The 20,926-nt window shown below is 32.0% G+C and carries 22 protein-coding genes; 7 read left to right on the top strand and 15 right to left on the bottom strand.

Features of this window, described 5'->3' with window-relative positions; all coding sequences use genetic code 11:
- Positions 1-118 precede the first annotated feature (118 nt).
- The 6 genes from IEW40_RS06125 to porW all read left to right on the top strand — a co-directional run bounded on the left by IEW40_RS06125 (position 119) and on the right by porW (position 6,094).
- The gene (locus IEW40_RS06125; protein WP_188617190.1) at positions 119-538 is read left to right on the top strand and encodes a SufE family protein; all 420 of its coding nucleotides are present in this window, start codon (positions 119-121) and stop codon (positions 536-538) included.
- 44 nt (positions 539-582) lie between these two features.
- Complete coding sequence (locus IEW40_RS06120) at positions 583-1,506, top strand: glycosyltransferase family 9 protein (protein WP_188617498.1); 924 nt, start codon at positions 583-585, stop codon at positions 1,504-1,506.
- Positions 1,507-1,525: 19 nt separating this feature from the next.
- Complete coding sequence (locus IEW40_RS06115) at positions 1,526-2,275, top strand: Rossmann-like and DUF2520 domain-containing protein (RefSeq protein ID WP_188617189.1); 750 nt, start codon at positions 1,526-1,528, stop codon at positions 2,273-2,275.
- 83 nt (positions 2,276-2,358) lie between these two features.
- Positions 2,359-2,877: a KdsC family phosphatase gene (locus IEW40_RS06110; protein WP_188617188.1), complete on the top strand. Its 519-nt coding sequence runs from the start codon at positions 2,359-2,361 to the stop codon at positions 2,875-2,877.
- An 83-nt stretch (positions 2,878-2,960) separates the two neighbouring features.
- Positions 2,961-3,530, top strand: coding sequence for a Maf family nucleotide pyrophosphatase (locus IEW40_RS06105; protein WP_188617187.1), 570 nt, complete (start codon positions 2,961-2,963; stop codon positions 3,528-3,530).
- A 68-nt stretch (positions 3,531-3,598) separates the two neighbouring features.
- Positions 3,599-6,094: a type IX secretion system periplasmic lipoprotein PorW/SprE gene (porW, locus tag IEW40_RS06100; RefSeq protein WP_188617186.1), complete on the top strand. Its 2,496-nt coding sequence runs from the start codon at positions 3,599-3,601 to the stop codon at positions 6,092-6,094.
- 38 nt (positions 6,095-6,132) lie between these two features.
- Here the strand turns inward: porW and tsaB are convergent, their stop codons facing one another.
- From tsaB to rpiB, 12 genes are all read right to left on the bottom strand, one after another.
- On the bottom strand, positions 6,133-6,816 hold the full coding sequence (gene tsaB, locus IEW40_RS06095; protein WP_188617185.1) for a tRNA (adenosine(37)-N6)-threonylcarbamoyltransferase complex dimerization subunit type 1 TsaB: 684 nt from the start codon (positions 6,814-6,816) through the stop codon (positions 6,133-6,135).
- Between the two features lie 85 nt (positions 6,817-6,901).
- Positions 6,902-7,651: an SDR family NAD(P)-dependent oxidoreductase gene (locus tag IEW40_RS06090; RefSeq protein WP_188617184.1), complete on the bottom strand. Its 750-nt coding sequence runs from the start codon at positions 7,649-7,651 to the stop codon at positions 6,902-6,904.
- Between the two features lie 91 nt (positions 7,652-7,742).
- Positions 7,743-7,940 carry a hypothetical protein gene (locus IEW40_RS06085; protein ID WP_188617183.1) on the bottom strand — a complete coding sequence of 66 codons (198 nt, stop codon included), beginning with the start codon at positions 7,938-7,940 and terminating at the stop codon, positions 7,743-7,745.
- Positions 7,941-7,947: 7 nt separating this feature from the next.
- Positions 7,948-8,307 carry a hypothetical protein gene (locus IEW40_RS06080; RefSeq protein WP_188617182.1) on the bottom strand — a complete coding sequence of 120 codons (360 nt, stop codon included), beginning with the start codon at positions 8,305-8,307 and terminating at the stop codon, positions 7,948-7,950.
- Positions 8,308-8,323: 16 nt separating this feature from the next.
- Complete coding sequence (locus IEW40_RS06075) at positions 8,324-8,524, bottom strand: hypothetical protein (RefSeq protein WP_188617181.1); 201 nt, start codon at positions 8,522-8,524, stop codon at positions 8,324-8,326.
- Positions 8,512-9,924 carry a radical SAM protein gene (locus IEW40_RS06070; RefSeq protein WP_188617180.1) on the bottom strand — a complete coding sequence of 471 codons (1,413 nt, stop codon included), beginning with the start codon at positions 9,922-9,924 and terminating at the stop codon, positions 8,512-8,514. The genes IEW40_RS06075 and IEW40_RS06070 overlap by 13 nt, the downstream gene beginning before the upstream one ends.
- Positions 9,925-10,683 carry a prolipoprotein diacylglyceryl transferase family protein gene (locus IEW40_RS06065; RefSeq protein ID WP_188617179.1) on the bottom strand — a complete coding sequence of 253 codons (759 nt, stop codon included), beginning with the start codon at positions 10,681-10,683 and terminating at the stop codon, positions 9,925-9,927.
- 3 nt (positions 10,684-10,686) lie between these two features.
- Positions 10,687-11,058, bottom strand: a complete 372-nt coding sequence (locus IEW40_RS06060; RefSeq protein ID WP_188617178.1) for a YraN family protein — start codon at positions 11,056-11,058, stop codon at positions 10,687-10,689.
- A 39-nt stretch (positions 11,059-11,097) separates the two neighbouring features.
- Positions 11,098-12,027 carry a S66 peptidase family protein gene (locus tag IEW40_RS06055; RefSeq protein ID WP_188617177.1) on the bottom strand — a complete coding sequence of 310 codons (930 nt, stop codon included), beginning with the start codon at positions 12,025-12,027 and terminating at the stop codon, positions 11,098-11,100.
- A gap of 51 nt (positions 12,028-12,078) precedes the next feature.
- Positions 12,079-12,768, bottom strand: a complete 690-nt coding sequence (locus tag IEW40_RS06050) for a LysE family translocator (protein WP_188617176.1) — start codon at positions 12,766-12,768, stop codon at positions 12,079-12,081.
- A 42-nt stretch (positions 12,769-12,810) separates the two neighbouring features.
- On the bottom strand, positions 12,811-14,958 hold the full coding sequence (gene rnr, locus IEW40_RS06045; RefSeq protein WP_188617175.1) for a ribonuclease R: 2,148 nt from the start codon (positions 14,956-14,958) through the stop codon (positions 12,811-12,813).
- Positions 14,959-15,026: 68 nt separating this feature from the next.
- The gene (gene rpiB, locus IEW40_RS06040) at positions 15,027-15,458 is read right to left on the bottom strand and encodes a ribose 5-phosphate isomerase B (protein ID WP_188617174.1); all 432 of its coding nucleotides are present in this window, start codon (positions 15,456-15,458) and stop codon (positions 15,027-15,029) included.
- Between the two features lie 660 nt (positions 15,459-16,118).
- Between rpiB and IEW40_RS06035 the strand changes: the two genes are divergently transcribed.
- A complete protein-coding gene (locus tag IEW40_RS06035; RefSeq protein ID WP_188617173.1) occupies positions 16,119-17,309 on the top strand; it encodes a phosphoglycerate kinase in 1,191 nt (396 codons plus the stop codon).
- 175 nt (positions 17,310-17,484) lie between these two features.
- Here IEW40_RS06035 and IEW40_RS06030 read toward each other — a convergent pair whose 3' ends face one another.
- The 3 genes from IEW40_RS06030 to ybeY all read right to left on the bottom strand — a co-directional run bounded on the left by IEW40_RS06030 (position 17,485) and on the right by ybeY (position 20,910).
- On the bottom strand, positions 17,485-18,303 hold the full coding sequence (locus tag IEW40_RS06030) for a class I SAM-dependent methyltransferase (RefSeq protein ID WP_188617172.1): 819 nt from the start codon (positions 18,301-18,303) through the stop codon (positions 17,485-17,487).
- A 94-nt stretch (positions 18,304-18,397) separates the two neighbouring features.
- A complete protein-coding gene (mnmG, locus tag IEW40_RS06025; RefSeq protein WP_188617171.1) occupies positions 18,398-20,260 on the bottom strand; it encodes a tRNA uridine-5-carboxymethylaminomethyl(34) synthesis enzyme MnmG in 1,863 nt (620 codons plus the stop codon).
- A gap of 239 nt (positions 20,261-20,499) precedes the next feature.
- Positions 20,500-20,910, bottom strand: coding sequence for an rRNA maturation RNase YbeY (gene ybeY, locus IEW40_RS06020; protein WP_188617170.1), 411 nt, complete (start codon positions 20,908-20,910; stop codon positions 20,500-20,502).
- Between the last annotated feature and the right edge of the window lie 16 nt (positions 20,911-20,926).

Here is a 20,926-nt window from a genome sequence, read left to right as displayed (position 1 = left end):
AATTTCTGCCCATTTTAATACAAAAAACAAATATACAATATTACTAAACTGCATCGTAAATAAATTAATTCCCTTTATCAGATGCTTTTCTATCTAAAACTTTTACTAATTTTGCTAAATGACAATTCAAGAAAAACAACAAGAAATTATAGACGAATTCGAGTTTCTGGACGATTGGGAGCAGAAATATGAATACATTATAGACTTGGGAAAAGAACTGAAAGGTTTGCCAGAAGAAAAAAAATCTGAAGAAAATCTGATTAAAGGTTGCCAGTCTAAAGTTTGGTTAGACGCCGAATTCAGAGACGGAAAACTCTTCTTCAATGCAGATTCTGACGGAATTTTACCGAAAGGAATTGTGTCTCTTTTGGTGAGAATCTACAGCGGACATACTACTAAAGAAATCTTGGATTCTGACTTTGATTTTATTTCAAAAATTGGTTTGCAAGAATTTTTATCGCCTTCTAGAGCCAATGGTTTGATGGCGATGACTAAGCAAATTAAATTTTACGCCGTAGCGTTTCAGTTAAAATCGTGAAAAAAATCTTAGCATATCGTTTTTCGGCTTTTGGAGATGTGGCAATGATTGTGCCTGTTCTAAAAGAATTTTTGGCACAAAATCCTGATACAGAAATTGTTTTTGTTTCAAGAAAAAACTTTGCAGATTTATTCGATGGAGTAGAGCGATTGACTTTCCGTGGTGTGAATCTAGATGATTACAAAGGAGTTTTTGGTCTAAGAAAATTGGTGAAAGAACTTAATCAAGAATTTCAACCCAGATATGTGGCCGATTTGCATGATGTTCTTCGTTCTAAAATTATGACGATTTTATTTAAACTGAGTCGAAGAAAAACGGCAACTTTAGACAAAGGCAGAACCAAAAAAAAACAATTGACCAGAAAGGAAAATAAAGTTAAAAAACCTCTGAAACCCACTACAGAAAGATACGCAGATGTTTTCAGGAAATTAGGCTTTTCTCTAAAACTTTCTCATCAACTTCCCAAAAATTCTCTTCAAAAATCTGGAATTGGTTTTGCGCCTTTTGCACAGCACGAAGGAAAAATGCTTCCGATTGAAAAATCTTTAGAATTGGTGAAAACACTTTCTAAAAATTATCAAATTTATCTTTTCGGAGGTGGTAAAAAAGAAGTGGAAATCTTATCAAAATGGGAGCTAGAATTAGAAAATGTAACTTCTCTAGCTGGTAAACTTTCTCTAAAAGAAGAACTAAAGAAAATAGCTGAGCTAGAACTGATGATTTCTATGGACTCTGCCAATATGCACCTCGCAAGTTTGGTAGGAACTAGAGTAGTTTCGGTTTGGGGCGCTACCCATTGTTTTGCTGGATTTTTAGGTTATGGACAATCTGAAAATGATATTGTAGAAATTAAAAATTTAGAATGCAGGCCTTGTTCTGTTTTTGGGAATAAGCCTTGTTACAGAGGAGATTACGCTTGCCTTAACCAAATAGAAATTTCAGAAATTCTAAATAAAATTAAACCCTAGTGTTTCTTACCTTTGTACTATGCAAATCGTAATTATTGGTTCTGGAAATGTAGCCTATCACTTGGCAAAAGCTTTCAAAAAAAGTGGAGTAGAAGTGTCTCAAATTTTTGGCAGAAATGCAACTGAACTTTCTAAAATTTCAGAAGAACTGCACATTCCTTTTTCTACAGAAACTCTTGCAGAAGCAGATTTGTATATTATTTCTGTTAGTGATTCTTCTATTGCAGAAGTTTCTGCACTTATTAAAAAAGAAAATTGTTTGGTAGCTCATACTTCTGGCTCTGTTTCACGTGAAGCATTGGCAGGAAATTACAGAAAATCAGTTTTTTATCCGCTTCAAACTTTTTCAAAATCTAAAAAATTAGATTACCATAAAATTCCTTTTTTCATAGATGCTGAAAACGAAGAAGATGCTGAAATTTTGAAAAATTTAGCTTCAAAAATTTCAAAAAATGTAATGCTTGCTGATAATAAAAAAAGGAAATACATTCATTTAACGGCGGTTTTTGCGTGTAATTTTGTGAATCATTTATTTGCAAGAGCCAAAGAAATTTCTGACAGTCAAAACATTCCGTTTGAATATTTTTTACCTTTAATTGATGAAACAACGCAGAAAATTCACGAACTAGAACCTAAATTAGCTCAAACCGGACCTGCTGTGAGAGGAGACAACAGAATTCTAGAACTCCACGAACAACTGATTACCGACGAGGAAAAACTGAAAATTTATAAAACCTTAAACGAATCGATAAAGAAAATGTATTCTTAATTTTGGATGTGCGATTTTAGAATTACGAATTATTCTTTTCAAAATCATCAATCCAAAATCTTAAATCTCAAATCGTAAATTATATGAGTCATTTAGAAAAATTAAAAAATATAAAAGCCTTTGTTTTTGATGTGGACGGCGTTTTCACAGACGGAAGCGTTTATCTTTTACCCGAAGGAAATATGTGCCGTGTAATGAATGTTTTAGACGGTTATGCAGTGGTAAAAGCATTGAAAAAAGGATACAAAATCTGTGTAATAACTGGCGGGGATGATCCAATGGTTCGTCACAGAATTCATTATTTAGGCATCACTGATTATTATGCAAAAGTGCATCACAAAATAGAGAAATTCGAAGAATTTAAGGCAAAATACAACCTCAATAATGAAGAAATTCTTACGATGGGAGATGATATTCCAGACATCAAAATGATGAAAGTTTCTGGAATTTCTGCTTGTCCGCCCAATTCTGTGGCTGAAGTGAAAGTAATTTCGGACTATATTTCTCCTATTTATGGTGGAAAAGGTGCGGTAAGAGATGTGATAGAACAAGTGATGAAAGTGCAAGGAAATTGGGAGGAAGATAACACGCAGTCTATATAATTGATTCTTGATGAATGATAATTGATTAACTTTAAAACATTTTCTCAAATCTCAAATCTCAAATCTCAAATCTCAAATCGTAAATGAAAATATTACTCGGTTCTAATTCGCCAAGAAGGAAAGAACTTTTGCAAAGTTTAGGCTTTGATTTTGAAGTGATTTCTATCAATTGTGACGAAATTTTTCCAGAAAATTTAGAAGTAAAAGACATAGCTTCTTATCTTTCTGAACTTAAAGCCAATGCTTTTAGGAATTTATTAGAAAATGAAATTTTACTGACAGCTGATACGGTAGTTGCTTTTGAAAATAAAGTTCTCGGAAAGCCAAAAAATAGGGAAGAAGCGGTAGAAATGCTCTCTCATTTATCCGGAAAAACCCATCAAGTTTACACCGGAATTTCTTTTAAAACCTCAGAAAAAATCATCACCATAACGGATGTTGCCGAGGTAGAATTTACAGAAATTTCTAAGGAAGAAATCGATTATTATATCAAAAATTATCAACCATTTGATAAGGCTGGTAGTTACGGCATACAAGAATGGTTAGGAATGGCAAAAATTTCTAGAATTAATGGCTGTTTTTACACCATTATGGGATTGCCAACTCATTTGGTTTACAAAACTTTGAAAGAATTAGGTTTACAAAATTTTTAGTATTTTTACGTGTTTATTTATTGCTCTTCACAATAAAACAAAGCAATTTTTGTTATTAAAACACTTCGATGAAAAAAAACATCCCATTTCTATTGATTTTAACCACCATCTTGGCTTGTTCGCCAAGAAAAGACGGTTTTATTAATAGAAAATATCAAGGTTTCACCACTCAATATAATGTACTTTTTAACGGACAAGAAGCCTTGAAATCTGAACTTACCAATAGAGAAAAATCTTATAAGGATAATTTCTACGCACCATACATTAAACTGCTTACTTACGAAGAACAAATTTCCCCAGAAAATATGGGAAATCTAGGTTTTTCATCTCAAGCGGGCACTACACCTCCTTCAGATTTTTTTAAAGAAGATGATTTTGATGGCGGTACTTCTGTTGGAAACAGCAACAAAGCAGGCTCACTTCAAATCGCAGAAATAAAAGCTTTGAAAGCCATTGAAAAACATTCGATGCTGTTTAATGGTAAAGAAAAAAATAAACAGATTTTTGATGCTTATCTTCTTTTAGCCAAAGCCAGACTTTTTCAAGGAAAAGCTTTAGAAGCGCTAGACGCCATCAATATTTTGAAGAAAAATTTTGCCAAAGATAAAAGACTCAACTTGGTAAAAGTCTATGAAGCTTACGCTTATGGCAAGATGAAAGATTATTATCAAGCTGATGAAAATTTCAGAGATTTAAAAAAAGAAAAATTAAGAAAATCTGAGAAAAAATTATTGAGCGTTTTCTACTCTGAAATGCTACTAGAAGCAGGCAAAAAAGAAGAGGCCATCACCGAATTAGAAGAAGCTTATCAATTCAACAAAAATAAGAAATTAAGAAGTAGAATTGCTTTTCTAAGAGGTCAAATTCTAGCGAGTTTGGGTAAAAATGAAGAAGCCCGAGAAAGTTTTGTGACGGCTTATAAAAACGCTAGAGATTTTGAATTTGAAGTGAAATCTCAAATAGAAATTGCCAAAACCTTCAATGGAAAAGATGATGATTATGAAGGCGCAAAAGAATATTTAGAAAAAATAAGCAAAAAAGGAACATACGCCTCTCGTAAAAATGAGTTTTATTATGCATTGGGTTTAATGGCAAATAAAGCTGGTAAAAAAGACGATGCACAAGATTTTTTCAGAAAATCTATCAAAGAAAAAGTTTCAGATCCCCAAATCAGAGGTTTGGCGTATTATGAAATTGGGAAAAAACATTTTGATGAGAATGATTATCTGAGTGCCGGAGTTTACTACGATTCTGCCTATGCTTCAATGAATTATCTTCCAGCAAAAGAAAACCTGAAATCGCTAACCGAAAACATAAAAAAAGTTTCTAAAAACTATTACCTCATCAAGAAAAATGACAGCATTCTGAATCTAACCAAAATGTCAAATGATGAGAGATTGGCTTACTTTAACAAACATATTGAAACTTTAAAAACCAAAGAAGCAAAAGAAGAGCTAGAGCGCAAAAAAGCTGAAAAAGAGAAAAATAATAAATTCGAAACTACTGATTTTGCTTTACTAAATGGAACTGACAATAGCAGTTCTTTTATGGATTTCAGCGGAGGAAGTAAGGGTTTTTATTTTGCCAGTCAATCTACCATTTCTAAGGGAGAATCTGCATTTAAACAAATCTGGGGAAACAGAGCCCCTACAGACAATTGGCGTACTTCTGCTAAACAAAATTCTATAGAAGACCTTAAAAACGAAGCTCTTGGCATAACTTCTGCACCCAATCCTAGAAGGTATGAACCAGATTTCTATATCGAAAAAATTCCTGCTAAAACAGAAGAACTCGCTGCCCTCAAAAAAAATAGAGATACTGCAAGTCTAGGCCTTGGTAGAATGTATGACAATTTTTTTTCTAATGTCCCTTTGGCTACTAAAACATTGTATGATTTGGTAGATTCTAAAACAGACGAAGAGACAGAGCAACAAGCACTTTACCAGATTTTTTCTATGAATTACGAGAAAAATCCTAAAGATGCTGAACGTGCCAAACAACTAATTTTAGAAAAATACCCTTATACTTCCATCGCAGAATTTGTTAAAAATCCTAAAAAAGCAGAATTTACATCTTCTGATACAGAGGTTCAGAAGAAATATACAGATGCTTACCAACTCTATGAAGAAGGAAAATATGAAGATTCTAGAAAACTGATTGAAGATGCGCAAAAGCAATTTCCGAAGGATGTATTAATTCCTAAATTTGCTTTGCTACAAGCATTCAACACGGCAAAAACGGCTGGTAAAGAAATTATGATTCTACAGTTAGAACAATTAATGCTGAACTATCCTAAAACACCTGAAGGAATAAAAGCTAAAGAAATGCTTCAGTTTTTGAAAAGCGACTTAAAAGTAGAGCAATTTGACGCCAACGGAAATCCTATTAATAAACCTATAAACACCAAAATAGAGGATAAAAAAGTGGAAATTAAGAATAATGATGCCATACAGCCTAACTTTACTCCAAACAGTTCTACAACGCCTCCAAAAATTAATAATAAGGAAATGAATGAACCAGACCCTTTGCCCTTAAAACCTATAGAACCTAAAAAAGATAGATAATAAAAAGCGAAATTGAGTTTTCAATTTCGCTTTATTTTTTATAAATTTTCTGAAGATTTTTTCTTTACACCGTGGAAATCTTTCAGATAAAATGGCTCGAAATAAGCTACATCTTCAAAATCTTGTCGATTTAATTTTTCCACCGATTTTTTTATGAGATATTTTGCTGAAGGATAAACTTCTTGATTAAAATCTGCATTAGAAATTTGTAAAATTTCTTGTGCTTTTTTCGCTCCATCTCCTACAAAAAGTATTTTTTTTCCTTCTAATTCTTTGAAAGATTGTTCGTCTAGAATTTTGGCTTCTGTTTCCGAAATCATTTTGCCAGAATTTCCATCATAAACAGCGCAATAAACCTCCATTCTTCTCGCATCGATTAATGGAATGATTATATCATAGTTTTGCCCTAAAAACGGCTCTATCATCGTTTCTAAAGAATTTACTGCAATTAAAGGAACTTTCAATCCGTAGCAAAAACCTTTTGCAGAAGCTGCGCCAATTCTTAAACCTGTATAAGAACCCGGTCCTTTTCCTAAAGAAACGGCTTCTATATCTTTCAAAGAAATTTCTGCGCCTTCTATTGCCCATTCTACAAAAGTGTGCAAAGATTCAGATTGTTTGTAGTTTTCTGAAACTTCTTCGCAAAGACATAACAATTCTTCGCCATCAGAAATGGCAACAGAACAGTTTCGTGATGAGGTTTCTATGTGGAGGATTTTCACGGAATTTAATTGATAAATGATGATTGATAAATGATAATCGAACTGCAAAGATATTATCCCGCTAACTAATTTCCTAATTCTAAAATTATTTTCTATAAATCGTTCTCGGTTCCGCTTGTGCTTTTGGATAAATACAAATTTCGGCAATAGAAACTCGGTCTGGGGCATTTACACAATACGAAATTGCATCGGCAATATCTTCGGCAATTAATGGTTCATAACCTGCATAAACGGTTGCGGCACGTTCTTCGTCACCTTTAAATCTTATTTTAGAAAAATCGGTTTCTACTGCTCCTGGTTGTACATTGGTTACTTTAATTCCAAATTCTGTAAGTTCAAGACGCATTCCTTCGGAAATGACATCAACTGCTTTTTTACTTGCGCAATAAACCGTTCCGTTAGCATACGTTTGTCTTGCTGCTACGGAAGAAATATTCACAATATGTCCAGAATTTTTAGATTTCATTAATTTAATAATCGGTTGAGAAACGTAGAGTAGTCCTTTTACATTTCCATCCATCATCGCATCCCAATCCGAAACATTGGCCTCTGAAATGGGCTCTAAACCGTGCGCATTTCCTGCATTATTAACTAGAACATCAATGTTTTTCCACTCTTCAGGAAGAGAATTGATGGCGTTTACAACTTCTTGTTGGTTTCTTACATCAAAAACCAAACTATATACTTCAGTGAAATTACTCAACTGAATTAGTAAATTTTCTAAAACTTCTTTTCTTCGTCCACAGATGATTAATCTATGTCCTTGTTTTGCGAAAATTTCGGCGGTAGCTTTGCCGATTCCTGAAGTTGCTCCTGTGATGAATATTGTTTTCATATGTAGTTTTTATTGTTTTTTAAAGGTCATATGGAATCGCCTAATCTTCATCGGTGTTTGCGTTTGTTAATCATGGCGATTTCATAAATGATTAATGCATATTGCCTAAATTGAGATTCATTAAAATGTAACCACAAACTCCTGCTCCGATTATGAGCATGATTACAGAAGTTATTAACATTCTAATTCCTGTTTTTCTTTTTTCATTGTCTTTTGCAAAAATACTTATTCCTAATCCTATTAGGAAAAGAACAATTACAATTAGCCAATATAAAATAAATAATCCCATAACTTTTTTAAAAACCAAAAATTCCTGTGGTAGAACACATTCCAAAACCTATGATTAGGCAAATGAAAATGTAGATTGCTACTTTTATTTTTTGTTGTTTTGTAATTTCTTTTTCAGAAAAGTATTTATAAATACCTCTTAATGCAAAAGTAAATCCTATAATTCCTAAAATTCCATAATAAATAGAAATATAAGGCTCTTTGTATGACTTAAAAATTAAGTAAATTAAAAGTAGAAAATTTGTAACAAAAACACCTAGTAAAATTCTATAATTCTTATTGTCAAATTTTCTAAATACCAAATAATATAAACTCACAAAGAATATTATTGGCGAAACTACATATAATATTGTAATTAAGTCATCCATAATTAATATTTTAAAATTAAACATTAAGAATAGTTCCGCAAAACGCACCGCCAATAATAAGCACGATGATTCCAATAATCATTCTCGTTTTTCCAACGTTTTTTCTTTCTTCTGATTCCGCTTTTCGTTGCAAATAAATTCCAGAAATTAATAATACCAAAGCAGAAACCCAATAAGCTGATATTAAAACAATGAGTAAAATAATTACGCCAACCATGATTTTCTAATTTCTTTTATTTTTTCGTCTCTATAAAGTAAATTCATCGTTTCGAAAGGAATCATTTTGTACTGATTGCTCACAATATGAACGCAAGATTTTTTTACGGCTCTCACATCAAAATCATGGGCATCCATAAAATTCATGATGATAATTCTAAACAAATTTGAATAATCCAACGAATCCGATTTTACCGTTGGTAAACAGCACATCAACTGCTGAAATTCGCCACCTTCGCTTCCTGCACAATCTACAGAAATTCCTGTGCTGAAAAGGTTTGTCATGTGCTCTTTTATTCTTTCGTCATGTTCGTAAACAATGGTACTTCTAGAATTATTAAGAATATCTTCCGGATTTACATATCGTGTCATCGGGAAAATTTCGGTTTCGCCGCCGTTATTCAATTTCAATGCATAAGCCATACAAAGTGCATCGGGATTACAAGGAACGGGAATTAAATCTTCTTTTTCAAAAACGGTAGATTGTTCCAAAATTTTTCTGCGAACTTCTGTAAGTGTCATTTTTTCAGATTTCGCACCCTCATTTTCTGTTCTTCCTGCAAATTGAGTAGGCTGGAATGTAACACCACGAACCGATTTTTGTTTCAAAGCATAATCTAAAATCTCACCAATTTCATCATCATTCAATCCTTTTTGAAGCGTAATTACCAAAGTTGTGGAAAGATTGAATTCGTTCAAATGTTCAATAGCCTTTTTACGAACTTCGGTTAAATCTTCGCCTCGCAATTCTTCTAAAACTTCTGGTTTGAAACTATCAAACTGCAAATAAATTTCAAAATCGGGCATATATGAAGCCAATTTTTCTACAAAATTTTTGTCTTTTGCAATTCGTATTCCGTTGGTATTCAACATTAAATGTTTTATTGGTTTTGACTTTGCTAAATCTAAAATTTCAAAAAATTCTGGATGAACAGTAGGTTCTCCTCCCGAAATTTGCACCACATCTGGTTCTCCTTCGTTTTCTACAATGGTATCAAACATTCTGTTTATTTCTTCCAACGTTCTGTGTCTGCCATAATTTGGGGCAGAATTAGCATAACAAGTTGGGCAAGTTAAGTTGCATCTATCTGTAACTTCTACAATCGAAAGGCAAGAATGTTGCTCGTGATCGGTACACAAACCACAATCATAAGGACAACCAAAATGTACTTTGGTATTGAATTTCTGTGGCATTTCCGACTGTTTATTATAATTTCGGATTTGCTTGTAATATTCTACATCATCAGCAATCATTACTTCAGATTCGCCGTGTTTTTTACAATTTTTGAGCATCCAAACTTTGCTATCTCTGAAAACAATTTTGGCATCAATAGTTTCTAAACATTCTGGGCAAAGACTTTTGGTATAATCGTAGTATATGTAATCTCGTGTTTTGTGCATTTAGTTTTGGTTTTGATTATAATAACGGAAAAATCTTAAAAAAAACTTCCAATAATAAAGATAAACAAAAATCCCGCACCATTGGATAATCGTAAGTCCTAAAAAGATTTCGTAACGTGGTTTTAGAAATTCCATCAAAAATCGAAAACCGAAATACAATAACATAAAAATTTTGAAACCATCTCCTAATTGGTAATTTTTGAATTTTTTTCGATATAAAACTTTGAAAAAAACAAAAAGTAAAGTTAGAAACAGCATTTCGTACAACATAACAGGATGCCGAAGTTTTCCGTCTCCTAAATCCATTCCTGTAAAAAAATGGGTTTCTGTACCAAATGTAGTTTCGGCAATCCCCATAGAAAAACACCCAATTCTCCCGATAAATAATGCTAAAATAATGGGCAAAACATATAAATCTCCTGAAGATTGTTTTTCGCCAACAAAATGTTTGAAAATTTCAACTCCAAAAAGTCCGCCTAAAAAACCTCCTAAAACTGTTTTGTTATTGTATAAAAGTTGAAAAGTAAAATTCTTATAAAATTCTGGAACTTCCATCACACCTATAATCCTTGATCCTAATAAAGCTCCAAACATTGCTCCTAATAAAATCCACAATCTATTAGTGTCTGAAATGTAGTCTGGTTGCTGTTTTCGAAGAAAATAGTAATAGCGAATCCCGATGAAAAACGCTAATGCTTCAAAAATAATATGGAGGTAAAAAGATTCTCCAAAAAGCGATATTTTCCAAGGAAGATTCATGTATTAATTCGCATCGAATGCTTCGAAAGCGTTTTCTAAATGTGTAATTTCTAATTTTCCAGACTCGTTTGGTAGAACCGTAATGGCATCAAATCTGGTTTCTTTATCAATATTATTTTCTTCTAAAAAATAATTGGCCGCGGAAACAATCAGTTTTATTTTTCTTTTGTTGATGGCTTCTTGCGGAAGCATAAAAGCGTCTGTTTTTCTGGCTTTTACTTCTACAATGATGATTTGGTTTTCAAATTCGGCAATAATGTCTATTTCCGCTTTTTGATAACGGAAGTTTTTTTCTAAAATTTTATAGTTTTTTTGAACTAAAAAATTCTCTGCCAATTCTTCTGCGAGTTTCCCAAATTCGTTGTGATCTGCCACTTTTTATAATTGATGAATGATAATTGATAAATGATTTAATTAAATTTCCACCTTCGGTTTTTCTCCAACTTCTATCTTTACATTTCTTCCAATTATCAAAGGTCGGTTATCAAAAATATGTCCGTTCGGGAAACCGAAAAGAGTAGGGAAGTTGTATTTTTTTAATCTTTGAGCAATAATTTCGTAGGCAAATTCATCGAAAGGTTCTTCGTAGTTTTTGTTTTCTTTTTCGTCGCCCATATTGGTCATTCCACCAATAATTAAGCCTTTTATTTTTCTAAAAACTCCCGCCAAATCTAGGCTCATCAACATTCTATCTAAAGCGTAGAAATTCTCGCCAATATCTTCTATAAAAAGAATTTTGTCTTTAAATTTAAATGAATAATTAGTTCCTAAAAGTGCATAAATTAACGCTAAATTTCCGCCAATTAATTCTCCTTCTGCAATTCCGTTTTTGTTGAATGGGTGTTTTTCTAAAGTATATTTCAGCTTTTTTCCTTCCAAAATATTAAAAATATTCTCATAACCTTCTTCCGAAACCCCGAAACTTGCAGTTTTGATGGTTTGTCCGTGTATAGAAGCAAATCCGTTTTTTAATAAATAACTGTTAATCACGGTATTATCAGAATAACCAATATACCATTTCGGATTTTCTTTAAATTTTGAAAGTTTAAGATGTCTCAATAAATGTTGACAACCATAACCGCCTCTAGTTGCCCAAATTGCAGAAATTTCTTCATCGTTCAAAGCCCAATTCAAATCTTGGATTCTTTCTTTTTCGGTACCAGAATAATTGTATCCGTTTACAAATTTTCCTAAAGTATGTTTGCCAAAAACAGGTTCGTAACCTTTTGATTGTACTAAATTTAAGGTGTTTTGCAAAGGTGCTTCTTCTACGAAACCTGCTGGAGAAATAATGGCAATTTTATCACCTTTTTTCAAAGATTTTGGAAAAATAATTTCTTTCATTTTGTTTTCTTTGATAGTAAGTATTTGCAAATTAATTTACAGTGGAATATTTTATTGAGCGCCTTCTTTATATTTAACTTCCTTTTTTTCGGCTTCTTCTAAACGTTTATCAAACTGGTTGAATTTCTTATAGCTTTGAAGGAAAATAAAAAAACTAAAAATAATTAAAATAACTCCCACTCCTTTTCTAATATTGTTGGCTAGTTTCTCCGTTAACTTGTAGTGGAATTGTTTAGCTAGTAAAATTTTTACTAAATCTATACATAAGTAGGTTGCTATAACTAAAGAAATATAAATGATAAAATTATGAGTTTCTGGGTATTGATTTCTAACCGAAATTACCGTTACCAACCAAAAAAGTATCACACCTACATTAAGTAAATTAAACAAAAAACCATTGATAAAAGTTTTAAAATAATTCTGATTGATAAATTTAGCCTCATCTGGAAGGTGCATTTTGGTCTTAGAAACCATCATAAAAATACCATAAACGAAGACGATAAGCGCCGTGATTCTATAAAAACCAGGATGGTCATCTATAATCGTTACAATATCTGAACTGGCAAAATAAGCTGCAATTATACACAGAATATCAGCAGAAATTACTCCAATATCTAATGCTAATGCATGTTTGTGACCTCTAGAAAAGCTGGTTTCTATCAAAAGGAAAAAAATGGGCCCGATGAAAACCAGACTCAACATAAATCCTAAACCAATTGCTGAAAGAATAAGCTCAAGCATTGAACAAAGATAAGAAATTATAGATTTAAAATTTAACTGATTTTAATCTACAATTTTAAAATCTAATTGTTTGGCTACTAAATTCGCTTTAATGACTTTAATTTTCACATTATCACCCAATTGGAAAGTTCTACCAGTTCTCATCCCAACAATAGAGTGTGTTTTAGCATCATGAAAGTAAGAATCATCCATCAAATCTCGTAATTTTATTAAACCTTCTGCTCCGTTTTCAGGTATTTCGACCCAAAATCCGAAGTCTGCTGTTCCTGAAACTACGCCTTCGAAAACTTCGCCCACGTGTTTTTCCATAAATTTCACTTGCATGAATTTGATAGAATCTCTTTCCGCATCAGAAGCCAAACGTTCTTGAGCGCTGCAATGTTTCATCATTTCCTCATATTCTGCAGCATTCGGTGATTTTCCTCCATCTAAATAATGTTGCAATAATCGGTGAGCAACCAAATCTGGATAACGACGAATTGGCGATGTAAAATGCGAATAATGGTCGAAAGAAAGTCCGTAATGTCCGATGTTTTCTGTGGAATAAACAGCTTTGCTCATGGTTCTCATTGCCAAAGTTTCCACCATATTTTCCTCACCTTTTCCTTTTACTTCTTTCAATAATTTGTTGAGAGATTCTGCTACTTTTTTAGAATTGGCCAAATTCATTTTATACCCAAAAGTGCCTACAAAATCCTTCAAAGCCAATAATTTGGTAGGATCTGGATCATCGTGAATTCTATACACGAAAGTGTTTCCGGTAGACTCTCCTTTTCGAGTTAAAGAAACAAATTCTGAAACTTTTTTGTTGGCCAAAAGCATAAATTCTTCAATCAAATGATTAGAATCTTTAGAAATTTTGAAATAAACGCCAATAGGATTAGATTCTTCATCGAGATTAAATTTTACTTCCATTCTATCAAAAGCGATGGCTCCGTGTTTTAATCTGTCTTTTCGAAGAATTTTTGCCAATTTATCTAAAGTTAAAATTTCCTCTGCTAAATCTCCTTTTCCTGTCTCAATACGTTCTTGCGCTTCTTCGTAAGTAAATCTTCTGTCAGAATGAATCACGGTTCTTCCAAACCATTGATTTTGAATTTCTGCTTTATCATTCAGTTCAAAAACCGCCGAAAAAGTGAATTTATCTTCATTAGGGCGAAGACTACAAACTTCGTTACTCAAAACTTCTGGCAACATTGGCACAACTCTGTCTACCAAATATACAGAAGTGGCCCGTTTATATGCTTCATCATCGAGAATTGTTCCTGGTCTTACATAATGAGAAACGTCTGCAATATGTACGCCAACTTCCCAATTTCCGTTAGGTAATTTTTGCAATGAAAGAGCATCGTCAAAATCTTTTGCATCTTTCGGATCTATAGTAAAAGTCAGAATTTTACGCATATCACGGCGTTTTTTCACTTCAGCAGCAGTAATTTTCTTATTGATTTTATCTGCATCAGCTTCTACTTCTGGTGGAAAATCATAAGGCAAACCATATTCTGCTAGAATGGAATGAATTTCGGTTTCGTGCTCACCTGGTAAACCCAAAACTTGAATAATTTCTCCTTCCGGATTTTTAGAATTTTCGTCCCAATTCAGCATTTTTACGACTACTTTTTCACCATCTTTTGCGCCGTTCATTTTATTTTTTGGGATGAAAAAATCGTTGTTGATTTGTTTTTTATCTACTACTACAAACCCGAAATCTTTGTGTTGAACATATTGAAAAGTACCCACAAAAGTATCATTAGCTCTTTCTAAAACTTCTAAAACAGAACCTTCTAATTTTTTTCCTTTGAAATGATAAGTTACTATGAGAACGGTGTCACCTTGTAGCGCATCTTTTACATTTTTTTGATGCACAAAAATATCATCTTCTATGCCTTCTACTTTTACATAAGCGTTTCCATTGGCTGCAAAATCGATTACTCCAGTTAAAGTGTCCGTAATTTGAAGGTTTACAATGTATTTTAAACGGTCTGTTTCTTTAATTTTATCTTCTGCACGCAATTTGTGCAAAGCTTGTAAAACAAGTTCTCTTTGTCTCGGATTTTTGTATTCTATACCGTCTGCTATCTGTTTATAATTGTATATTTTAGACGCTTTTTTGTTCATAAAACGCAGAATAAGCTTCCCAATATCGCGAAGTTTCTGGTCTTGTTTTTGTGATTTATGTTGTTGTTTCATATATTATTTGGTGTTTTTAATTTTTATAAATTTAAACAAAAATCTCCAACTTTCGCTGGAGATTTTCTTTATTTACAAGTGATTTTATCTACTCTATTCTGGTGTCTTCCTCCTTCGAAATCGGTGTTGAGAAATTTTTCTATAATTTCCTGCGCCAGTTCTTTGGCAATAAATCTGGCCGGTAAGGCTACCATATTACAATTATTATGTTGACGAGATAAAGCAGCAATTTCAGGCATCCAAGCTAATGCACATCTTACTCCTTGGTGTTTATTAGCACTTAATTGTACACCTTGTCCGCTTCCGCAAAAAAGAATTCCAAATTCACAATCTCCATTTTCTACAGCACTAGCAGCAGGATGCACAAAATCTGGATAATCTACAGAATCTACAGAATGAGTACCAAAATCTACCAATTCATATTGGTCTTTTAATTGATTTTTAATGTATTCTTTGTATTCAAATCCTGCATGATCAGCAGCAATAGCAATTTTTTTCATTTTTATATTAGATTATTTAGTACAAAATTAAGGCTTTTAATTTAAATGTGGATTAAATCTATTTTAATCTTAAAATTAATAGAATTGATTATCAGAATTTTAACTAAATATTAACAATATTCATTAATTCATAATATGTTCATTTACATCTCTTTAAGTAAATTAAAATGTTAAGAAAAATCATTGTTAACAAGTTCTAATTTATTTGTGGAAAACTATTTAGAACTACTTCTTTCTCTATTCAAATAAAATGCTTAATGGAAAAATAATTTTGAATAAAAACAATTTTCTTTTGAAAAGTTTCGGCTAAACTATGATGAAGTTTTCCTCATAAATATTATAAATAATCTATCAATTTAATAAATACTAACATTTGTTAATAAGTGTTAATTTATACTAAAAATCAAGGGGTTGTAATGTTAATTATATATGAATTCAACTTCAACTAAATGTTACGAAAAAATTAACCAATATTTTTCCACATCATTCACAACTACAACAATAGTATTCATTTTTTTCTTTTATAAAAAGATAAATATTGTTAGAAAATGTTTTTCGTCAGTTTGTGGAAATTTTTCTCAGGAATTTTCTTTTTGCCATTTTAGAAATCTTAAATTTGTAAACCGAATGAAAAATAATATTTAAATAATAATAAAGTTTATGAAAACAATTAATGATTTTAATTTTTCAGGAAAGAAAGCACTCATTAGAGTTGATTTCAATGTTCCTCAGGATGAAAATAAAAATGTAACTGATAATACCAGAATTGTAGCTGCTAAGCCAACTATTGATAAAATTCTAAACGAAGGTGGTTCTGTAATTATTATGACTCACCTTGGTAGACCAAAAGGAAAAGTAAATCCAGATTTTTCTCTTTCTCATATCGTAGATGAAGTTTCTAAAGTTCTAGGAAAAGAAGTAAAATTCGCTTCTGATTGTATTGGTGAAGAAGCAGAGAAAGCTGCGGCAGAATTGCAAGCAGGTGAAATTCTTTTGCTTGAAAATCTTAGATTTTATAATGAAGAAGAAGCAGGTGATGAAGAATTTGCAGGTAAATTGGCTAAATTGGGAGATGTTTATGTAAATGATGCATTTGGTACTGCACATAGAGCTCACGCTTCTACAGCAGTAATAGCTAAATTTTTCCCTTCAACTAAATTTTTCGGTTTATTGATGGCAAATGAACTTCAAGCGATTGATAAAGTGTTAAGGAGTGGTGAAAAGCCTGTAACTGCTATCTTAGGAGGTTCTAAAGTTTCTACTAAAATTACTATTATTGAGAATATTTTACCTGCAGTAGATAACTTAATTATTGGTGGAGGTATGTCTTTTACTTTTATCAAAGCCTTAGGAGGAAATATTGGTAATTCTTTATTAGAAGCAGATAAAATGGATCTTGCTCTTGAAATTTTAGAAAAAGCAAAGCAGCATAATGTAAAAGTATTTTTACCTGTAGATGTTGTTGTAGCTGACGATTTTAGTAATGATGCTGATAGAAAAGAAGTTGATATTTACCATATTCCAGAAGGATGGCAGGGTATGGATGCAGGAAGTAAAACTAGAGAAATTAATCACGATGTTTTAATGAATTCTAGAACAATTCTTTGGAATGGACCTGTAGGAGTTTTTGAAATGTCTAATTTTGCTGGAGGAACTAAAGCTTTAGGTGATAGTATTTATGAAGCAACGAAACTAGGTGCTTTCTCTTTAGTTGGTGGAGGAGATTCTGTAGCGTTTGTAAAACAAAACGGTTATGCTGATAAAGTTTCTTATGTTTCTACAGGAGGTGGAGCAATGTTAGAATCTTTAGAAGGTTTAGAACTTCCAGGAGTTGCTGCGATAAATAATTAAATAAATAATTTTTATAAAATTAAAAATCTTCAGAAATTATTCTGAAGATTTTTTTATGTATTTTTTTTCTTATTAAATTTCTTAAAAGTAAAAAGAAAAATTTTTTTAAAATTTAAGAAAAAAAACTTAAAATGCTCAAAAATTGACTTTCATAAATAGGTTAAAAATCGATTTTCTAGATTTTTTTGATAATATATATCAAGCTAGAAAATTCGCCCGTTTTTGAGGCTTTTATGTTAGAAATCGCCCCACGAATTCCTCCAAAAATTAAAAAAAGAGGATTTTTCTTATATTTTTCACTCAAAATAGAAATATAATAAGAATCGAGTAGAAGAGGTTTTATTTTTTCTAATTTCCAATTTTCTGTATTGAATAATTTTTGCATTCCTTTTTTTGAGAAATGAAATAGATGTCTTGGAACATCATAAGCTGCCCAAAATTCTTTGTAATATTTTCCGTCATACGAAGTATGATTTGGAACAGCAATAATCAAATATCCGTTGGGTTTTAATTTTTGATAAAATAAAGAGAGTATTTCACTCTGATTTTCGATGTGTTCGAAAACATGCCAAAGCGTAATAACATCTAAACTTTCATTTTCTATTTCATTTAGATTTTCTACAAATTTAGTTTTTGTAGTTTTTTGCTTTGCAAAATTTCTGGCTGCATCACTTGGTTCAAAACCGAAAGTTTCTACATCATTTTCTATATGTTTTAGAAATTCACCAGCACCGCAACCATAATCTAAAACTTTTGCATTTTCAAATGTTACTTTCGAAAGGATATTTCTTTTGTAGTTTAGATTAAAAGATTGAGCAAATTTGTATATTTTTTCTTTCAAAGAATTAGAATCTTGGTGATGAGAAATATACTCTTTGCTATCATAATATTTGCCTAAATTTTCTGGAATAGGGTAGGTTTTAAAAATACCTTCTATTTCAGTTTCTCTAATTTCGAATTCTTCTTTTGAAAGAAAATGGTCTTTGATTTTCATAAATTGATTTGATATTTGAAGTTTGAAATTTGAGATTAATTATTTCAAATCTCAAAATTTTAATTTCAAATAATTGAATGTTTCACGTGAAACATTATTTTAAATAGATTAATAAAACATTAATATCTGCTGGAGAAACTCCGGATATTCTTCCTGCTTGTGCTATAGTTTTTGGTTTAATTTTATTAAGTTTTTGTCTAGCTTCCATAGATAAAGAACCTAATTTACTGTAATCAAAATCATCTGGTATTTTGATGGTTTCTAATCTTAATAATTTAGCTACATTATCTCTTTCTTTTTCGATATAACCTTTGTATTTGATGTTGATTTCGGCTTGTTCTTTTTGTTCTTCATTGTATTCATCTGCTTTTTCTTTGATAAGATCAATCTCTGAAAGTTTATCTAAAGTGATGTTTGGTCTTGTAAGAATTTGAGCTGCTCTATAAGCTTGATCTACCAAAGAACTTTCGTTAGCTTCTAAAATTGGATTAATAACGCCAGGTTTTAAAGAAGTTTCTCTCAAAAATTCTTCTAATTCTGTAGATTTTGCTACTTTTTCCACCATTTTTCTAAGCCTTTCTTCACGTGCTAAACCAAGATTATAAGCTTTTTCAGTTAATCTAATATCTGCATTATCTTGTCTTAGAAGCAATCTGTATTCTGCTCTGGAAGTAAACATTCTATAAGGTTCTTCAGTTCCTTTGGTAATTAAATCATCTATCAAAACACCTATATAAGCTTCGTCTCTGCTTAAGATAAATTCGTCTTTTTCGTGGACTTTGTTGTGAGCGTTAATTCCTGCCATTAAACCTTGTCCAGCTGCTTCTTCATAACCAGTTGTTCCGTTGATTTGTCCAGCAAAATAGAGATTTTCCACTAATTTTGTTTCTAATGTATGTTTCAATTGAGTAGGAGGGAAGTAGTCATATTCAATAGCGTAACCTGGTCTGAAAATTTTTGCTTTTTCAAAACCTGGAACTTGGTGTAAAGCTTTTAATTGTACATCTTCTGGAAGTGAAGAGCTGAAACCATTTACATAAACTTCTACAGTATTCCAACCTTCTGGTTCTGCGAATAATTGATGACGATTTCTCTCTGCAAAACGATTGATTTTATCTTCAATACTAGGGCAATATCTAGGGCCAATACTTTGTATAGTACCGTTAAACATTGGAGATTTATCAAATCCTGTTCTTAAAATTTCGTGAACGGTTTCATTTGTATAAGTAATGTAACAACTGCGTTGTTTTATTAGTTTTGGAGTATCTAAATAACTGAATTTTTGTGGATTTTCGTCTCCTGCTTGTTCTTCCATTTTAGAATAATCTAGGCTTCTACCGTCTACACGAACAGGTGTTCCTGTTTTCATTCTACCAGCTTCAAAGCCTAAATCTACCAATTGTTCTGTAATTCCGTAGGCTTTTGGTTCTCCCATTCTTCCGCCGCCTAGTTGCTTATCACCAACGTGGATTAGACCATTTAAGAAAGTTCCGTTGGTGAGAACTACAGATTTTCCTTTGATTTCAATTCCTAAAGAGGTTATAACACCTTCTATTTTTCCGTTATTTATGATTAATGATTTCACCATATCTTGAAAAAAATCAAGATTTGGAGTGTTTTCTAATGCTAATCTCCATTCTTCTGCGAATTTCATTCTGTCATTTTGTGTTCTTGGTGACCACATTGCAGGACCTTTTGAAAGATTAAGCATTTTGAATTGAATGGCAGATTTATCGGCAATAATACCGCTGTAACCGCCCATTGCATCTATTTCTCTTACGATTTGTCCTTTTGCAATACCGCCCATTGCTGGGTTACAAGACATTTGTCCGATGGTTTGCATATTCATCGTAATGAGGATGGTTTTAGAGCCAAGATTGGCTGCAGCAGCAGCGGCTTCGCAACCAGCGTGACCAGCTCCTACTACGATTACATCATATATTTCGTTAAATAACATTTATATAATTTTAAATTATAAATTTTAGATTTTAAAGTAATGTTTCACGTGAAACATTCTATCAATTTTATTAAAATTACGAATTGTAACAAGCCCCGATTGACTCCAAATTAATTTATTTTTAATTGAGTCGTCTAAACTCGTTCCTCGTTTTGCAACGGTTACCCCGCAACAAGCGTTGGATTTAGCTTTGGAGTGAGGAGTAAAAGTGGAAAGCGGGAAATAGCTTCTAAAGAAAATCATTCTGTTTGTAGTGACAAATAAAAATCTTCTTTTGCACGCATTATTTTTTGTTGTTCTTCGGTTTTATCTTTGTAACCACAAAGGTGAAGAACTCCGTGAGCGATTACTCTTTTTTTCTCTTCTTCGTAATTTTTTGAAATAAGACTTGCATTATCCTTAATTCGTTGCAAAGATACAAAAATCTCTCCTGAAATTGTTTTTCCACGAACTTGGTCAAAAGTGATGATGTCTGTATAGTAATCGTGGTCTAAAAAATCTTGATTTATTTTGAGTAAATATTCGTCATCACAGAAAATATAATTGATTTCACCGAGTTTTTTTTCTTCGGAAATGATTATTTTTTCTATCCAAAATTTTAGATATTCTGGTATTTTTTCTTCTGTATTTTCGTAAAAGAAGTGTATCATTGAACTTATGATTCTG

Origin of the sequence: Cloacibacterium rupense, from assembly GCF_014645495.1 — a bacterium.
In the GTDB taxonomy this organism is placed as follows: domain Bacteria; phylum Bacteroidota; class Bacteroidia; order Flavobacteriales; family Weeksellaceae; genus Cloacibacterium; species Cloacibacterium rupense.
This window is presented reverse-complemented; position numbering and strand designations above follow the sequence as displayed.

What these genes read in the sequence shown, in the direction of transcription:
- rpiB (WP_188617174.1), bottom strand. Translation starts at nt 15,458, where the DNA reads ATGAAAAAAATTGCTATTGCTGCTGATCATGCAGGATTTGAATACAAA.
- IEW40_RS06110 (WP_188617188.1), top strand. Translation starts at nt 2,359, where the DNA reads ATGAGTCATTTAGAAAAATTAAAAAATATAAAAGCCTTTGTTTTTGAT.
- IEW40_RS06050 (WP_188617176.1), bottom strand. Translation starts at nt 12,768, where the DNA reads ATGCTTGAGCTTATTCTTTCAGCAATTGGTTTAGGATTTATGTTGAGT.
- IEW40_RS06035 (WP_188617173.1), top strand. Translation starts at nt 16,119, where the DNA reads ATGAAAACAATTAATGATTTTAATTTTTCAGGAAAGAAAGCACTCATT.
- IEW40_RS06115 (WP_188617189.1), top strand. Translation starts at nt 1,526, where the DNA reads ATGCAAATCGTAATTATTGGTTCTGGAAATGTAGCCTATCACTTGGCA.
- IEW40_RS06070 (WP_188617180.1), bottom strand. Translation starts at nt 9,924, where the DNA reads ATGCACAAAACACGAGATTACATATACTACGATTATACCAAAAGTCTT.
- rnr (WP_188617175.1), bottom strand. Translation starts at nt 14,958, where the DNA reads ATGAAACAACAACATAAATCACAAAAACAAGACCAGAAACTTCGCGAT.
- IEW40_RS06055 (WP_188617177.1), bottom strand. Translation starts at nt 12,027, where the DNA reads ATGAAAGAAATTATTTTTCCAAAATCTTTGAAAAAAGGTGATAAAATT.
- IEW40_RS06075 (WP_188617181.1), bottom strand. Translation starts at nt 8,524, where the DNA reads ATGGTTGGCGTAATTATTTTACTCATTGTTTTAATATCAGCTTATTGG.
- IEW40_RS06105 (WP_188617187.1), top strand. Translation starts at nt 2,961, where the DNA reads ATGAAAATATTACTCGGTTCTAATTCGCCAAGAAGGAAAGAACTTTTG.
- IEW40_RS06030 (WP_188617172.1), bottom strand. Translation starts at nt 18,303, where the DNA reads ATGAAAATCAAAGACCATTTTCTTTCAAAAGAAGAATTCGAAATTAGA.
- IEW40_RS06080 (WP_188617182.1), bottom strand. Translation starts at nt 8,307, where the DNA reads ATGGATGACTTAATTACAATATTATATGTAGTTTCGCCAATAATATTC.
- mnmG (WP_188617171.1), bottom strand. Translation starts at nt 20,260, where the DNA reads ATGTTATTTAACGAAATATATGATGTAATCGTAGTAGGAGCTGGTCAC.
- porW (WP_188617186.1), top strand. Translation starts at nt 3,599, where the DNA reads ATGAAAAAAAACATCCCATTTCTATTGATTTTAACCACCATCTTGGCT.
- IEW40_RS06120 (WP_188617498.1), top strand. Translation starts at nt 583, where the DNA reads ATGATTGTGCCTGTTCTAAAAGAATTTTTGGCACAAAATCCTGATACA.
- IEW40_RS06125 (WP_188617190.1), top strand. Translation starts at nt 119, where the DNA reads ATGACAATTCAAGAAAAACAACAAGAAATTATAGACGAATTCGAGTTT.
- IEW40_RS06065 (WP_188617179.1), bottom strand. Translation starts at nt 10,683, where the DNA reads ATGAATCTTCCTTGGAAAATATCGCTTTTTGGAGAATCTTTTTACCTC.
- ybeY (WP_188617170.1), bottom strand. Translation starts at nt 20,910, where the DNA reads ATGATACACTTCTTTTACGAAAATACAGAAGAAAAAATACCAGAATAT.
- IEW40_RS06085 (WP_188617183.1), bottom strand. Translation starts at nt 7,940, where the DNA reads ATGGGATTATTTATTTTATATTGGCTAATTGTAATTGTTCTTTTCCTA.
- IEW40_RS06090 (WP_188617184.1), bottom strand. Translation starts at nt 7,651, where the DNA reads ATGAAAACAATATTCATCACAGGAGCAACTTCAGGAATCGGCAAAGCT.